Genomic DNA, 15,664 nt, shown 5'->3' on the forward strand with positions numbered 1-15,664 from the left:
GGACACGCGTCCGCGGAGGCCTCACATCTCCGCGACGGCCCTGCTCACGGCCGCTGAGAGGCGCTCGTTCTCCGGTGCGGCGCCGCCCGGAAGGGCGAAGCGGCGGCGGGTGTAGCCGTAGGCCACACCGTGAGCGGGGTCGGCGTACGCCTGCGATCCCGCGGCGCCCGCGTGGCCGAAGGCGCCGTCGCCCAGGGCCGGGTAGAGCGTTCCCACCGCCTCGAAGCCCTGCGCGAAGTTGTCGACCGCACCGGTGACCAGGTCCGTTCCCTTCCAGTGCACCCGCCCCACCTCGGCGAGCGTGTCCGGCCGGAGCAGGGGCGGCCTCCCGTCGACCTCGGAGATCGCCGCCGCGTACATCCCCGCGAGGCCACGCGCCGAGCCGACCCCGCCGACCGACGTGGGGCCGAGCGCGCGCACCACCCGGGTGTTGACGAAGGCGACCATGTCGAGCGGAGGGTCCTGCGCGAAGCCGAACGCGAGGGCCCTCGGGCTCGCCGGGTCCAGGGGCTCGGCCTCGACGGCCTGGCCGGGGGCGGGGACGCCCGGGCGGATGTCCACGTAGCGGGGTTCGAGTTCCTCGGGCAGGCCCAGGTGGAGATCGAGGCCGTAGGGCGCGCGCACCCGCTCCTCGAAGATCTCCTGGATCGACCTCCCGGTGACCCGGCGGACCACCTCGCCGGTGAGGGCGCCGATCACCAGGGCGTGGTAGCCGTACTCCGCTCCCGGCGTCCAGCGGGGCCGCGCGCCCGCCAGCCGCCGTGCGATGACCCGGTCGTCGGCGAGCTCGTCGACGGTGAACCCGCCGTCCGCCCAGATCAGGCCGGCGCGGTGCGCCAGCAGTTCACGTACCGTCAGCCCGCCCTTGCCCTCCGCGGCGAACTCGGGCCAGTAGGAGGCCACCGTGCGGTCCGGGTCGATGACCCCGTCCTGGATGAGCAGGGCGACCACGAGGTGGGCGGCGCCCTTGGTGGAGGAGTAGACGGCGGGCAGCGAGTCCCCGGCGACACCCTCCCCGGCCCACAGGTCCACCGCGAGGCGCCCGTGGCGGTACACGGCGAGCTGACTGCCGGGTTCGGTGTGGTCGTCGGCCAGTACGGCGGCGAACTCCTCCCGCACGCCCTCGAAACCGGGTGCGACCGTGCCGTGCACGGTGATGGTCCCGTTCGTTCCTGTCATGACGCTGACTCCCCCTGGAATGATCGGCGAACGGCCCGGTGCGTGACCGGCCCGATCGGTACACCTCCCCCAACTCCCGTACTCACGCGCGGCATTCCCGCTAACGGGCGGTGGTAGGGGGTGGCCGGTGCCCGTCCCCGACGATCTCCCGTGCGAGCGCCGCCAGACGGGGCAGCGCGGGATGGCCGGGGCCGTCCCGGCGGGCGAGCAGCACGGGCAGGGGCGGGGCGTCGTCGAGCGGCACGTAGGCGACTCCGGCGTGCGGGTGCATCCCGACGGTGGACGCCCCCGACACCCCGCTGCCGCGTCCGGCCGCGATGGCGGTCAGCCAGTCGTCGGTGTTGGCGACCGTCACGGTGGCCGCGGGCCGGACCCGCGGCGGCCACAGGCCGAGCGTGGTCGCCCCGGAGACGGTGTTCAGGACGACGGCGCCGTCCGCCAGATCGGCCAGCGCCAGGGAGGCGCGGGCCGCGAGCGGCCCGTCCGCGGCGACGGCCGCCACCCGCTCCTCCGTGAACAGCACCTCGGTGACGAGCCCCGGCGTGTCCACCGGCCCGCGCAGCAGTGCCGCGTCCACCTCGCCACGCGTGAGGCCTGCCGTGCGGTCGTCGATCCGCAGGAGTTCCAGCGGGGTGCCGGGATGGCGTTCCTGCCAGGTGCGCAGCAGCGGTGTGGTGTACGGGCCGAAGGCCGACCAGGCGTGCCCGAGCCGCAGCGGGCGGTGGTGCAGCCGTCCCGGGGCGAGTGCCTCGTCGAACGCGGCGACCGCGTGGGCGGCCTTGTCGCGGAAGGCGGCGCCCTCGGGGGTCAGGGCGAGGTGGTGGGTGGACCGGTCGACGAGCCGTACCCCCACGTGCCGCTCCAGGGCGGCCAGGGTGCGCGAGACGACGGGCTGGGTGACCCGGAGCGCGGCGGCAGCGCGGGTCACGCTGCCCTCCTCCGCGATGGCGAGGAAGGCGCGCAGATGCCGGATCTCGATTCCGCGCCCGCTGGTCCCGGCGCCCTGTCCAGTGCTCATGCCTTCGGAGCATAACGGGAGCACAATCGGCATTTCACGGGAGGCGCGCGGGTCTCTACCGTGGGAGCGGGTCCGGGCCTCTCGTGGTGCCGTACTCTAAACTCCGTAGTGCATTGCATTGCACTGATGTTCTGGACTGTGGCACTGAAGGAGAGGTTTCCCGGTGAACGACCCGCGCGCTGCAGCGGACTCGGCCGCGGCCGTCGCCCTGCCCGAGGCCGTGTCCGCGCTCGACGAGCCCGGCCGGGGTGCTCCCGGCGGACGGCGCTCACTGGGCCCGGTCGCGCTGGTGGTGGCGGGCGGGCTCTCCGTCCAGTTCGGTGCGGCCGTGGCCGTCCTGCTGATGCCGAGGGCGGGGGCGCTCGGTGTCGTCACCCTGCGTCTCACCGCGGCCGCGCTCGTCCTGCTCGTCGTGTGCCGGCCGAAGCTGCGGGGGCACTCGCGCGCCGACTGGGGCACCGTCGTGGCGTTCGGCATCGCGATGGGTGCGATGAACACGCTCTTCTACCAGGCCGCCGACCGCATCCCGCTGGGCGCCGCCGTCACCCTGGAGGTGCTGGGGCCGCTCGCGCTGTCCGTCGTCGCGTCCCGCCGCCTGGTCAACGTCGTCTGGGCGGGCCTGGCCCTCTGCGGCGTGGTCCTGCTCAGTGGCGGGGGCTTCGACCGGCTCGACCCGGCCGGAGCGGCGTACGCCCTGGGCGCGGGTGCCATGTGGGCGGCCTACATCATCTTCAGCGCCCGCACCGGCAGGCGCTTCCCGCAGGCGGACGGCCTGGCGCTGGCCATGGTCGTGGCGGCGGTCCTCTCGCTGCCCCTCGGCATCATGGAGGCCGGCTCGAAGCTCCTGGTCCCCAGCACCCTGGGGCTCGGTGCGGCGGTGGCCCTGCTGAGCTCGGTCCTCCCGTACACCCTCGAACTCATGGCGTTGCGCCGGCTGCCCGCGCCGACCTTCGCCATCCTGATGAGCCTGGAACCGGCCATCGCGGCCACGGCGGGCTTCCTGGTCCTGCACCAGGCGCTCTCCACGACCGACGCCCTGGCCATCGCGCTGGTCATCGGGGCGAGCATGGGCGCCGTGCGCAGCCAGACGGCCCGCACCGCGTCGCCGCGCCGGGAACGGGCGCGCGGGGCACGATGGAGGGGAGCCGAGGAAGGAGGCCCGCGCATGGGATCCGCCAAGGAAACCGACGGGTACGAGGGGCTGTACTCGCACACCCCCTCGCAGGCCGAGGGTGAACGCGAGGAGCCGGCCGTGCGCGGCAAGGCCCCCGAGACGCACCCCGACGTCCCCCGTACCGAACCCTCGCAGGCCGAGGGCGAGCGCGTGGAGTAGGGCCGGGTGCGCGGCTCAGCCGTCGACGGGCAGGATCCTGAACGCGGTGAGGCCGGGCGTCAGGGGTGTGACAGCCCGAAGTCCCGCTGGTCGGGGGTGAAGATGCGGTCGGTCCTGCGCCGGTCCGCGAGGACGACGCCCACCACGTCCGCGAGGTCCAGCCGGAGCCCTTCGCAGCCGCGGCGCACCTCGTGCGCCGCGCTCAGGCCGGCGGGCTTCAGGTCGGCCGGCCGGTACTGCCCGTCCACCCATCCGTGAGGTGAGCGCCTCCACGACCTGCGTGGCGGCCGGGAAGCCGAGGTCCCGGTGCACCAGGTCGTCGAGCTCGGTGACGGTGGAACGCCGGGGAGCCGCCGGCCGCCTGTTACGTTCGCTCCCATGATCGACGGCGTGTACGTGGGCCGCGCGGCAGCGGACGCGGCGCTGGACCACGGCTGGCTGCTGGGCCACTTCAAGGACCCGTCCGACCCGCGCCACAGCGAGGCCCTGGAGATCAAGTGGGGTGTCCATTCCCCGGGTGAGGAACGTGCGCGATGGGTGCGCGGCGAGGAGCGCACCGCCCTGCTCGTCCTGATCAGCGGCCGGTTCCGCCTGCGCTTCCCCCGGCGTGACGTGCTGCTGGAGCGCCAGGGCGACTACGCCGTGTGGGGCCCGGGCGTCGACCACTCCTGGTGCGCGGAGGAGGACTCCGTCGTGCTGACCGTCCGCTGGCCCTCCGTGCCCGGCCACCGGGCCGTCCCGCTCGACTGATCACGCTTCCGGATGCCCGCGGCACCCCGGGGCGGCGCCGGCGGGACGCACCGCGGGGCGTCGCGAAAAATCATGCAAGCACGCTTGCTTGTTTTCCGGGGCGCTGGCATGCTCCGGGGCACACCGCCACGCCCCGAGGGGAGCGCACCGTGCCCGACGCATCGGCCGTGACCGCCGCCGTGCTCGACGACCTGCGGCAGGAGGGCGACGAACTCGACCTGCTGGTAGCGGGGTTGAGCGCACAGGAATGGGCCTCGCCGACACCGGCCGAGGGGTGGACCGTCGCCCACCAGATCGCCCACCTCACCTGGACGGACGAGGTGGCCCTGACCGCGGCCACCGAGCCCGGCGCCTTCGCCGCGGAGGTCGAGAGGGCGCTCGCCGCCCCCGACACGTTCGTCGACGAGGCCGCCGCGGAAGCGGTGACCGCACTGGCGCCCGAAGCGCTCCTGGTGGAGTGGCGGGAGGGCCGGGCGCGACTCCAGGAAGCCCTGCGCGCCGCCCCGGCCGGGACGAAACTCCCCTGGTACGGACCGCCGATGAGCGTCACCTCGATGGGGACCGCACGGCTCATGGAGACCTGGGCGCACGGCCAGGACGTCGCCGACGCGCTCGGTGTGACGCGGAAGCCGACCGGACGCCTGCGGCACGTCGCCAGGATCGGCGTACGGGCCCGCGACTACGCCTACTTCGTACGGGGTCTGCAGCCCCCCGGCGAGCCGTTCCGGATCGAACTCCACGGTGAGGACGGCGAGTCGGTGGTCCACGGACCCGAGGACGCCGCCCAGCGCGTCACCGGTCCGCTCCTCGACTTCTGCCTCCTCGTCACCCGGCGCGCCCACCGCGACGACCTCGCCGTCGAGGCGACGGGCCCGGACGCCGACCGGTGGCTGGACATCGCGCAGGCCTTCGCCGGGCCTCCCGGAGCCGGACGGCCCCCGAAGGCGGACCGGTGACGCGCCCCCTGCGCGTCGGCAACGCCTCCGGCTTCTACGGCGACCGCTTCGACGCGGTGCGCGAGATGCTCACCGGCGGCCCGCTGGACGTCCTGACCGGGGACTACCTCGCCGAACTCACCATGCTGATCCTGGGCCGCAGCCGCCTCAAGGACCCGAAGCGCGGATACGCCACGACGTTCCTGCGGCAGCTGGAGGAGAACCTCGGGCTCGCCCACGAGCGCGGGGTGAAGATCGTCACCAACGCGGGCGGCCTCCACCCCGCCGGACTCGCCGACGCCGTACGCGAGGTGGCCGTCCGGACCGGTGTGCCGGTGCGGGTGGCGCACGTCGAGGGCGACAGCCGCCCCGTGCCGGACGGCCACCTCACCGCCAACGCCTACCTCGGCGGCGGGGGCATCGCCGCGTGCCTGCGGGCGGGTGCCGACATCGTCGTCACCGGCCGCGTCACCGACGCCGCACTCGTGGCCGGCCCCGCCGCCGCCCACTTCGGCTGGGGACCCGGCGACCACGACGCGCTCGCCGGGGCCGTCGTCGCCGGCCACGTCCTGGAGTGTGGGACCCAGGCCACCGGCGGGAACTACGCCTTCTTCCGGCAGCACGACGTCCGCCGGCCCGGCTTCCCCCTCGCGGAGATCCACGAGGACGGAAGCAGCGTCATCACCAAGCACGACGGCACGGGCGGCGTCGTCGACGTCGGAACGGTCACCGCGCAACTGCTCTACGAGACCGGCGGCGCCCGCTACGCAGGACCCGACGTCACCGCCCGCCTCGACACCGTGCGCCTGGCGCAGGACGGGCCCGACCGGGTGCGGATCAGCGGAGTGCGCGGCGAGGCCCCGCCCCCCACGCTGAAGGTCGGGCTCAACCGGCTCGGCGGGTGGCGCAACGAGGTCGTGTTCGTGCTGACCGGTCTCGACATCGAGGCCAAGTCCCGCCTCGTGCGGGAGCAGTTCGCCGACGCCCTGGACCGTGCGGGCACGAAGCCCGCCGAGGTGCGGTGGGAGCTCGCCCGCACGGACCGGGCCGACGCCAGCACTGAGGAGACCGCGAGCGCCCTGCTCCGGCTCGTCGTGCGCGACCCGGACGCGGAGGCCGTCGGCCGCGCGGTGTCCGGGGCCGCCGTCGAGCTGGCGCTCGGCAGCTATCCGGGCTTCCACGTGACCGCCCCGCCCGGGAAGGGCGCGCCGTACGGCGTGTTCGAAGCCGCGTACGTACCGGCCGGGGACGTCGCCCATGTGGCGGTGCTGCCCGACGGGACGCGGCAGGACGTCCCGGCCACCGGGCCGTACCGGGAGCTCGCCGGTGTGCCGGAGCCCGCGCTGCCGGAGCCGCTGCCCGCCGGGCCCACCCGCACCGTGCCCCTCGGACGCGTCGCCGGTGCCCGCAGCGGCGACAAGGGCGGGGACGCCAACGTGGGCGTGTGGGTCCGCACGGACGAGGCGTGGCGGTGGCTGGCGCACGAACTGACCGTGGAGCGGTTCAAGGAGCTGCTGCCGGAGACCGCCGGGCTCACCGTGGAGCGGCACGTCCTGCCCGGCCTGCGGTCCCTCAACTTCGTCGTCCGCGGACTCCTCGGTGAAGGGGTCGCCGCGCAGGCCCGCTTCGATCCGCAGGCCAAAGCGGTGGGGGAGTGGCTGCGCTCCCGCTCCGTCGACGTACCCGTGCAGCTGACGGACGAACCGGAGGTGGACGCATGACCGTCCTGCCCACCGCACTGGACACCGCGGGGCCCGAATACGCGTCGCACCGCGCGGCCATGCTCGCCAAGCTCGCCGAACTCGACGCCGAGCACGCCAAGGCCCTCGCGGGCGGCGGCGAGAAGTACGTGGCGCGTCACCGGGGGCGCGGCAAGCTCCTCGCCCGGGAGCGGATCGAGCTGCTGGTCGACCCGGACACGCCCTTTCTGGAACTGTCACCGCTGGCGGCCTGGGGCAGCGATTACGCAGTGGGTGCCTCGCTCGTCACCGGCATCGGGATCGTCTCCGGCGTGGAGTGCCTGATCACCGCCAACGACCCGACCGTGCGGGGCGGCGCCTCCAACCCGTGGACGCTGAAGAAGGCCCTGCGCGCCAACGAGATCGCCTTCGCCAACCGGCTGCCCTGCATCTCCCTGGTGGAGTCCGGCGGCGCCGACCTGCCGTCCCAGAAGGAGATCTTCATCCCGGGCGGCGCCCTGTTCCGCGACCTCACCCGGCTGTCCGCCGCCGGAATCCCGACCGTGGCCGTCGTGTTCGGGAACTCCACCGCGGGCGGCGCGTACGTCCCCGGCATGTCCGACCACACCGTGATGATCAAGGAACAGTCCAAGGTCTTCCTGGGCGGCCCGCCCCTCGTGAAGATGGCCACCGGTGAGGAGAGCGACGACGAGTCGCTCGGCGGCGCCGGGATGCACGCCCGCACCTCCGGACTCGCCGACCACTTCGCCGTCGACGAGCACGACGCGCTGCGCCAGGCCCGGCAGATCGTCGCGCGGTTCAACTGGCGCAAGGCGCACGCCGATCCGGAACCCGCCGAGCCGCCGAAGTACGACGAGGACGAGCTGATCGGGATCGTCCCCGGAGACCTGAAGACCCCCTTCGACCCCCGCGAGGTCATCGCCCGGCTCGTCGACGGATCGGACTTCGACGCCTTCAAGCCGCTGTACGGCACCAGCCTGGTCACCGGCTGGGCCCGGCTGCACGGCTATCCCGTCGGCATCCTCGCCAACGCCCAGGGCGTGCTGTTCAGCGAGGAGTCGCAGAAGGCCGCGCAGTTCATCCAGCTGGCCAACCAGCGCGACATCCCGCTGCTGTTCCTCCACAACACCACCGGCTACATGGTCGGCAAGGAGTACGAGCAGGGCGGCATCATCAAGCATGGCGCGATGATGATCAACGCGGTGTCGAACTCCCGGGTCCCGCACCTCTCCGTGCTGATGGGCGCCTCCTACGGGGCCGGGCACTACGGCATGTGCGGACGCGCCTACGACCCCCGCTTCCTCTTCGCCTGGCCCAGCAGCAAGTCCGCCGTCATGGGCCCGCAGCAGCTCGCCGGCGTCCTCTCGATCGTCGCCCGCGCCTCCTCCGCCGCGAGGGGCCTGCCCTACGACGACGAGGCCGACGCCGGGCTGCGCGCCATGGTCGAGCAGCAGATCGAGTCGGAGTCCCTGCCGATGTTCCTCTCGGGACGGCTCTACGACGACGGGGTCATCGACCCGCGCGACACCAGGACCGTCCTCGGGATGTGCCTGTCCGCGATCCATACGGCCCCGGTCGAAGGCGCCCGCGGCTTCGGCGTCTTCCGGATGTGAGGAATCGGATGATCACCGCACTGCTTGTCGCCAACCGGGGCGAGATCGCCTGCCGGATCTTCCGCACCTGCCGTGAGCTGGGCATCGCGACCGTCGCCGTGTATTCGGACGCCGACGCGGGGGCCCTGCACGTCCGGGAGGCCGACACCGCCGTACGCCTGCCGGGGGCCGCGCCCGGCGACACCTATCTGCGCGGCGACCTCGTCGTCGCCGCCGCGCTGGCCGCCGGGGCCGACGCCGTGCACCCGGGGTACGGCTTCCTCTCGGAGAACGCGGGCTTCGCCCGGGCCGTCCAGGACGCGGGCCTCCTCTGGGTGGGGCCCCCGCCGAAGGCCATCGAGCTGATGGCCTCCAAGACCCGCGCCAAGGAGCTGATGGCCGCCGCCGGCGTGCCTCTTCTGGCCCCCGTCGACCCGGACGCCGCCACCGCGGCCGACCTGCCCCTGCTGCTGAAGGCGGCAGCGGGCGGCGGCGGGCGCGGGATGCGGGTCGTGCGCGAACTGGACTCTCTGCCCGCGGAGCTGACCGCAGCCTCGGCCGAAGCTGCCGGTGCCTTCGGGGACGGCGAGGTCTTCGCCGAGCCGTACGTCGAGGGCGGCCGGCACGTCGAGGTCCAGGTCATGGCGGACGGGCAGGGCACCGTGTGGGCGCTCGGCACGCGCGACTGCTCCCTCCAGCGCCGCCACCAGAAGGTCATCGAGGAGGCCCCCGCGCCCGGACTCGGCGAGGCGCTGCGCGGACGGCTGCACGACGCCGCGGTCGCCGCGGCGCAGGCGGTCGGCTACCGGGGCGCGGGGACCGTCGAGTTCCTCGTGTCGGCCGACGGCCGCGCGTACTTCCTGGAGATGAACACCCGGCTCCAGGTCGAACACCCCGTCACGGAAGCCGTGTTCGGCCTCGACCTCGTCGCCCTGCAACTGCGCGTCGCGGAGGGCGAGCCCCTTCCCGCCGAGGCGCCCCCCGAGCCGTCCGGGCACGCCGTCGAGGCCCGGCTCTACGCCGAGGACCCGGCCCGTGACTGGCAGCCGCAGACCGGAGCACTGCTCGCGCTCGACGTGCCCGGCGCACCCGGTATCCGCCTCGACACCGGGTACACAGGCGGCGACACCATCGGGGTCCACTACGACCCCATGCTCGCCAAGGTCATCGCCCACGCCCCCACCCGCGCCGAGGCCGTCCGCCTCCTGGCCCGCACCCTCGAACGCGCCCGCGTCCACGGCCCCGTCACCAACCGGGACCTGCTCGTGCGCTCCCTGCGCCACCCGGACTTCACCGCCGGGCGCCTCGACACCGGCTTCTACGACCGGCACCTCGCCGGACTCACCACCCCCGGCGACCCGGCGGACCGGCACCTCGCCGCCACGGCCGCCGCCCTCGCAGCGGCGACGGGCGCCAGGGCCGGACGGGACGCGGCGGGCCCCGCCCGCTTCGGGGCCTGGCGCAACCTCGCCTCCGCGCCGCAGACCAGGCGCTATGTCGCCGAGCCCGACGGCACCGCATACGAGATCGCCTACCGCACCGGCCGCGACGGCACCCCGCTGCCCGAGTCGGGGGAGCGGACCATCACCGTCCGGCCTGACCTCGTGGTCCTCGAAACCGGCGGCGTGACCAGGCGCTTCACGGTCACCACGCACGGCGCCCGCACCTACGTGGACACGGCGTCCGGCGCGTACGCCTTCACCGCCCTGCCCCGCTTCACCGACCCCGCCGAACGCACCGAACCCGGCTCCCTGCTCGCCCCCATGCCCGGCACCGTCGTCCGGCTCGCCGACGGGCTCGCCCCCGGCGCGTCCGTCGAAGCCGGGCAGCCGCTGATCTGGCTGGAGGCGATGAAGATGGAGCACCGCATCCTCGCGCCGGCCTCCGGCACCCTCACCGCGCTCCACGCCGCCCCCGGCCTCCAGGTCGAGGTCGGTGCCCTGCTCGCCGTCGTACAGGACGCGGCCGTGCCCGCACCCGAGCAGGCACCCGTGCACGCATCCGCGCACCAGGAGGAGACGACCCCATGAGCACCGTCCTCGAAACCCAGGAGCACAAGGACCTCCGCGCCGCCGTCGCCGCCCTCGGCAGACGGTTCGGCCGCGACTACACCACCGCCCTCGCCCGCAAGGGCGAGCACCCCCGCGAACTGTGGGACGAGGCGGGCAAGCTCGGCTACCTCGGCGTCAACCTCCCCGAGGAGTACGGCGGCGGGGGTGGCGGCATGGCCGAACTCTCCATCGTCCTGGAGGAGCTGGGCGCGGCCGGCAGCCCGCTGCTGATGCTGGTCGTCTCCCCGGCGATCTGCGGCACCGTCATCGCCCGCTTCGGCACCGAGGCCCAGAAGCGCACCTGGCTGCCCGGGCTCTCCGACGGCAGCCTGACCATGTCCTTCGGCATCACCGAGCCCGACGCGGGCTCCAACTCCCACCGCATCACCACCACCGCCCGCCGCGACGGTGGGGAGTGGGTCCTCAGCGGCCGGAAGGTCTTCATATCCGGCGTCGACATCTCCGACGCGACGCTCGTCGTCGGACGCACCGAGGACGCCAGGTCCGGAAAGCTCAAGCCCTGCCTCTTCATCGTCCCCCGGGACACACCCGGCTTCACGCGCACCCGGATCGACATGGAACTCCAGGCGGCCGAGAAGCAGTTCGAGCTGGTCCTCGACGAGGTGCGGCTGCCCGCCGACGCGCTCGTCGGCGAGGAGGCGGACACCGGGCTGCTCCAGCTCTTCGCCGGGCTGAACCCGGAGCGCATCATGGGCGCCGCCTTCGCCATCGGCATGGGGCGTTACGCCCTCGAACGCGCCGTGGACTACGCGAAGACCCGCACCGTCTGGAAGGGCGTGCCCATCGGCGCCCACCAGGCCATCGCCCACCCGCTCGCCCAGGCGCACATCGAGCTGGAACTCGCCCGGCTCATGATGCAGAAGGCCGCGAGACTCGTCGACGACGGCGACGACATCGGCGCGGGCGAGGCCGCCAACATGGCGAAGTACGCCGCCGCCGAGGCCTGCGTCAGGGCCGTCGACCAGGCCGTCCACACCCTCGGCGGCAACGGCCTGACCCGCGAGTACGGCCTCGCCTCCCTGATCACCGCCGCGCGTGTCTCCCGTATCGCCCCCGTCAGCCGGGAAATGATCCTCAACTACGTCTCCCACCAGACCCTGGGCCTGCCGAAGTCGTACTGAGGCCTCAGGCCGCAGCGCCGATTCCGGTCGCTCCCGGGTCTCCCCATCCGCCCCCGCAGGGGCGATTCTGGCTCTCCACCCGCGTCGAAGGGGACCGCCATGGTGTTCCACAGCGAGTACGCAGACGTCCAGCCCCTCGAAAGACCCATCCACGAAGCAGTCCTCGGGAACGCCGCGGACTTCGGTGACACGCCCGCCCTGATCGACGGCACCAACGGCATGAGCGTGACGTACGCCCAGCTCGACACCTTCCACCGGCGCATCGCGGCGTACCTCGCCGCGGCCGGGCTGCGCAAGGGCGACGTGCTCGCCCTGCACAGCCCCAACACGATCGCCTACCCACCCGTCTTCTACGGGGCGACCCGGGCCGGCGCCACCGTCACCACGATCCACCCGCTGGCCACACCCGAGGAGTTCGCCAAGCAGCTCCAGGACTCCGCCGCGCGCTGGATCGTCACCGTCTCCCCGCTCCTGGACGTCGCCCGCCGTGCGGCCGAGATCGCCGGGGGCATCGAGCAGATCTACGTCTGCGACCAGGCCGAGGGGCACACGTCGGTCCTGGAGATGCTCGGCTCCACGGCACCCGAACCCGACGTGGCGTTCGACCCGGCACACGACATCGCCGTGCTCCCGTACTCCTCCGGGACCACCGGCACCCCCAAGGGCGTCATGCTCACGCACCGCTCCATCGCCACCAACCTGGAGCAGCTGCGGCCCTTCGTCCCCCTCGGGCAGCGCGACCGCATCCTGGCCGTGCTCCCCTTCTTCCACATCTACGGGCTGACCGCCCTCATGAACGGGCCGCTGCGCTACGGCGCCACGGTCGTCGTCCTGCCCCGCTTCGACCTCGCGCAGTTCCTGGAGACGATCCAGGACCAGCGGATCACCGGCCTGTACGTCGCACCGCCCATCGTGCTGGCCCTCGCGAAACACCCGCTGGTGGGCGACTACGACCTGTCGTCGCTGGAGTACATCGTCAGCGCCGCCGCCCCGCTGGACGCCGAACTCGCGGCGGCCTGCTCGGCGCGGCTCGGGCTGCCCGCCGTGCGGCAGGCGTACGGCATGACGGAACTCTCCCCCGGCACCCACGTCGTGCCGCTCGACGAGGAGAACCCGCCGCCCGGAGCCGTCGGAAAGCTGCTGCCCGGCACGGAGATGAGGATCGTCTCCCTCACCGACCCCGGCACCGACGTGGGCTCCGGCAGCGACGGCGAGATCCTGATCCGCGGACCCCAGGTGATGAAGGGCTACCTCGGCCGCCCCGACGCCACCGACGCCATGATCGACGCCGAGGGCTGGCTGCACACCGGGGACGTCGGCCGGGTCGACGCGAACGGCTGGCTGTACGTCGTCGACCGGGTGAAGGAACTCATCAAGTACAAGGGCTACCAGGTCGCGCCCGCCGACCTCGAAGCCCTCCTGCTGTCCCACGCCGGGATCGCCGACGCCGCCGTCATCGGGGTGTACGACGCCGAGGGCAACGAGGTCCCCAAGGCCTTCCTGGTCCGGCAGCCCGTGGCGGGAGGACTCACCGAGGACGACGTCATCGCGTACGTCGCCGAACGGGTCTCCCCGTACAAGAAGGTCAGACAGGTGGAGTTCATCGAGGCCGTGCCCCGCGCGGTGTCCGGCAAGATCCTGCGGCGCGAGCTGCGCGACCGGGAGAAGCAGCGATGACCCTGGCACCCGTGGCCCACGACCGTGGCGTCACCACGCTCACCCTCGACTCGCCGGCCAACCGCAACGCGCTCTCCGCGCGCCTGGTCGGCGAACTGTCCGAGGCGCTGGCGGCATGCGCGGACGACGACTCGGTCCGGGCCGTCGTCCTCACACACACCGGCAACACGTTCTGCGCGGGCGCCGACCTGACCGCACCCCCCGAACCGGCCGCGTTCGTCGGGCTGATGCGCGCGATCGTGGCGCTGCCCAAACCCGTCGTGGCCCGGGTCACCGGCCACGTGAGGGCCGGCGGACTCGGGCTCCTCGGCGCCTGCGACATCTCGGCGGCGGGACCGGACGCGACCTTCGCCCTCACCGAGTCACGGCTGGGCCTCGCCCCCGCCGTGATCTCCCTGCCCCTGCTGCCACGCCTCGACCCGCGGGCCGCCTCCCGCTACTACCTCACCGGGGAGCGGTTCGACGCGGCGGAGGCCGTGCGCATCGGCCTCGTGAGCATCGCCGGAGAGGATGTGGACAAGGCGCTCGTACCGGTACTGGACGGGCTCCGCAGAGCCTCGCCGCAGGGGCTGGCGGCCTCGAAGGAGCTGGTCACGGCTAGTGTGCTGAGGAGTTTCGACAGCCACGCCGAAGACCTCATCGCCCGCTCGGCCGCGCTCTTCGCCTCCGACGACGCGCGGGAGGGGATGACGGCCTTCCTGGAACGACGGGATCCCTCATGGGTGCTGTGACACCCCCCAGACCCCCCGCCGCGAAGTCCCCCAAGCAGGACCGCAGCCGCGCCACCCGTCAACGGCTGCTCGAAGCCGCGGTCGCCTGCCTCGCCGAACACGGCTGGGCGGGCTCCACGGTCTCCGTGGTCGCGGAACGCGCCGGGGTGTCCCGGGGCGCGGCGCAGCACCACTTCCCGACCCGCGAGGACCTGTTCACGGGCGCCGTCGAATACGTCGCCGAGGAACGCTCCGCCGCCCTGCGCGCCCTCCCCGTCCAGGGCCGCACGGCGGTGGTCGCCGCGCTGGTCGACCTCTACACGGGCCCGCTCTTCCGCGCGGCGCTCCAGCTCTGGGTCGCGGCCTCCAACGAGGACCAGCTCCGCCCCCGCGTCACCGAACTGGAGGCGCGGGTGGGCCGCGAGACCCACCGCATCGCCGTCGAACTCCTCGGCGCCGACGAGGAGAGCCCCGGCGTCCGCGAGACGGTCCAGGGCCTCCTCGACATGGCCCGCGGCCTGGGCCTCGCCAACGTGCTCACGGACGACCGGGCACGGCGGGAGAGGGTCGTCGCGCAATGGGCGCGGCTGCTGGACGAGACCCTGGGCTGAGCGGGGCGCACGGGGCGCGCTCAGCGGGACCTGAGCAGTTCCCGGACGTGGCCCGCGCGGGCGCGGACGTCGGATTCGCCGAGCGAACCGGCGGGAGAGCCGACGTGCTGCGACGCGTCGGGGCGGCCGCAGGGCCCGCAGAGCCCGTCGGGAAGGGCCTCGGGACGGCCGGGCACACCGCACTTGGTGCACTCCATCATCGCGCGGCGGACGGTCTCGCCGGGGGCGGGAGGTACTGCCGCCTCGGGGACGTACGGCGGGATCTTGTCGACGAGACGGCGGCGGACCAGCCCGACGGGCGACCCGACCCGAGCGGGCAGCCCCGAGGTGAGGGCGTGCGTCAGGTAGTCGACGGTCACGCCCCTGGCCAGCCACTCGGCGGCCCGCGCCTCCAGGACCGCGCAGTCGGCGGCCGACAGGGCCAGGCGCGGATCGGTACGACCGAGCTGCGCCAGGGCCAGATAGGCGGGCGAGGGGATGCCGTCCGCAACGGGTGCGGGCTCCGGGGCCCGCTGCTGCGGCACGACAGGCGATACGGGCGCTTCGGCCGCCGGGGCCGGGTCCTCCGAGGGTGTGCAGGACGGCGGCGGCTGTACGGCGGAGGACGGCGCCGCCTCTCGTCGCTCCGGGGCGAGGCGGGAGCTCCACCACTCGTTGTCGCGCGCGGTACGGGACCAGAACGTGCGGAAGACCCATCGGACCTGGTCGCCCTCACCGACCAGGCAGCGCACGCGACGCAGATACCCGGCGACGGACAGGGTCCGCAGGGCCGAACCGACCGCCTGCTGGCCGTAGAGCGGCAACTGCTTGGCAAGGCTCTTCACGTCCATGGACGCGCCGTCGGGAAGGTGGTCGATGAACCCGGCGATGCAGCGCTCACGCGGCGGCAGGAGGGTGAAGTCGTCGGCGCACGCGGGGGACTGGTCGGGCATGGACCGCTTGCCGTAACCGGGATTGGCCATCGGG

Annotated in this window: 13 protein-coding genes and 1 pseudogene; 10 read left to right on the forward strand and 4 right to left on the reverse strand. The window is 73.6% G+C overall.

The genetic code is table 11. The features are described from left to right. Positions 1-21: 21 nt before the first annotated feature. Both OHT61_RS18560 and OHT61_RS18565 read right to left on the reverse strand, forming a co-directional pair. A complete protein-coding gene (locus OHT61_RS18560) occupies positions 22-1,179 on the reverse strand; it encodes a serine hydrolase domain-containing protein (RefSeq protein ID WP_329039888.1) in 1,158 nt (385 codons plus the stop codon). A 100-nt stretch (positions 1,180-1,279) separates the two neighbouring features. Next, a complete protein-coding gene (locus OHT61_RS18565) occupies positions 1,280-2,197 on the reverse strand; it encodes a LysR family transcriptional regulator (protein ID WP_329039889.1) in 918 nt (305 codons plus the stop codon). A gap of 163 nt (positions 2,198-2,360) precedes the next feature. On the opposite strand from OHT61_RS18565, the pseudogene OHT61_RS18570 reads away from it, so the two are divergent. Beyond that, positions 2,361-3,299 (forward strand): annotated as a pseudogene (locus OHT61_RS18570) (EamA family transporter); the annotation flags it as partial. Positions 3,300-3,589: 290 nt separating this feature from the next. Here the strand turns inward: OHT61_RS18570 and OHT61_RS32540 are convergent. Further along, on the reverse strand, positions 3,590-3,778 hold the full coding sequence (locus OHT61_RS32540; RefSeq protein WP_443049473.1) for a hypothetical protein: 189 nt from the start codon (positions 3,776-3,778) through the stop codon (positions 3,590-3,592). A gap of 130 nt (positions 3,779-3,908) precedes the next feature. Here OHT61_RS32540 and OHT61_RS18580 point away from each other — a divergent pair, with 130 nt between their 5' ends. From OHT61_RS18580 to OHT61_RS18620, 9 genes are all read left to right on the forward strand, one after another. Next, on the forward strand, positions 3,909-4,280 hold the full coding sequence (locus tag OHT61_RS18580) for a signal peptidase I (RefSeq protein WP_329039890.1): 372 nt from the start codon (positions 3,909-3,911) through the stop codon (positions 4,278-4,280). Positions 4,281-4,429: 149 nt separating this feature from the next. Further along, a complete protein-coding gene (locus OHT61_RS18585) occupies positions 4,430-5,236 on the forward strand; it encodes a TIGR03084 family metal-binding protein (protein WP_329039892.1) in 807 nt (268 codons plus the stop codon). Beyond that, positions 5,233-6,936 (forward strand): acyclic terpene utilization AtuA family protein, encoded by a 1,704-nt coding sequence (locus tag OHT61_RS18590; RefSeq protein WP_329039894.1) that lies wholly within the window; start codon positions 5,233-5,235, stop codon positions 6,934-6,936. Before OHT61_RS18585 ends, OHT61_RS18590 begins: the two co-directional genes overlap by 4 nt. Continuing rightward, entirely contained in the window at positions 6,933-8,528 is a 1,596-nt protein-coding gene (locus tag OHT61_RS18595) for an acyl-CoA carboxylase subunit beta (protein WP_329039896.1), read from the forward strand. Before OHT61_RS18590 ends, OHT61_RS18595 begins: the two co-directional genes overlap by 4 nt. Before the next feature lie 8 nt (positions 8,529-8,536). Next, positions 8,537-10,537: an ATP-binding protein gene (locus OHT61_RS18600; protein ID WP_329039898.1), complete on the forward strand. Its 2,001-nt coding sequence runs from the start codon at positions 8,537-8,539 to the stop codon at positions 10,535-10,537. Continuing rightward, positions 10,534-11,700, forward strand: a complete 1,167-nt coding sequence (locus OHT61_RS18605; RefSeq protein WP_329039901.1) for an acyl-CoA dehydrogenase family protein — start codon at positions 10,534-10,536, stop codon at positions 11,698-11,700. The genes OHT61_RS18600 and OHT61_RS18605 overlap by 4 nt, the downstream gene beginning before the upstream one ends. A 99-nt stretch (positions 11,701-11,799) precedes the next feature. Further along, on the forward strand, positions 11,800-13,377 hold the full coding sequence (locus OHT61_RS18610; protein WP_329039903.1) for a 4-coumarate--CoA ligase family protein: 1,578 nt from the start codon (positions 11,800-11,802) through the stop codon (positions 13,375-13,377). Continuing rightward, positions 13,374-14,108 carry an enoyl-CoA hydratase family protein gene (locus OHT61_RS18615; RefSeq protein WP_329039905.1) on the forward strand — a complete coding sequence of 245 codons (735 nt, stop codon included), beginning with the start codon at positions 13,374-13,376 and terminating at the stop codon, positions 14,106-14,108. The genes OHT61_RS18610 and OHT61_RS18615 overlap by 4 nt, the downstream gene beginning before the upstream one ends. Beyond that, on the forward strand, positions 14,096-14,698 hold the full coding sequence (locus tag OHT61_RS18620; protein ID WP_329039908.1) for a TetR/AcrR family transcriptional regulator: 603 nt from the start codon (positions 14,096-14,098) through the stop codon (positions 14,696-14,698). Before OHT61_RS18615 ends, OHT61_RS18620 begins: the two co-directional genes overlap by 13 nt. A gap of 20 nt (positions 14,699-14,718) precedes the next feature. Here OHT61_RS18620 and OHT61_RS18625 read toward each other — a convergent pair whose 3' ends face one another. Further along, a complete protein-coding gene (locus tag OHT61_RS18625) occupies positions 14,719-15,660 on the reverse strand; it encodes a MarR family transcriptional regulator (protein ID WP_329039909.1) in 942 nt (313 codons plus the stop codon). Positions 15,661-15,664 lie beyond the last annotated feature (4 nt).

Origin of the sequence: Streptomyces sp. NBC_00178 (genome assembly GCF_036206005.1) — a bacterium.
Lineage (GTDB): Bacteria > Actinomycetota > Actinomycetes > Streptomycetales > Streptomycetaceae > Streptomyces.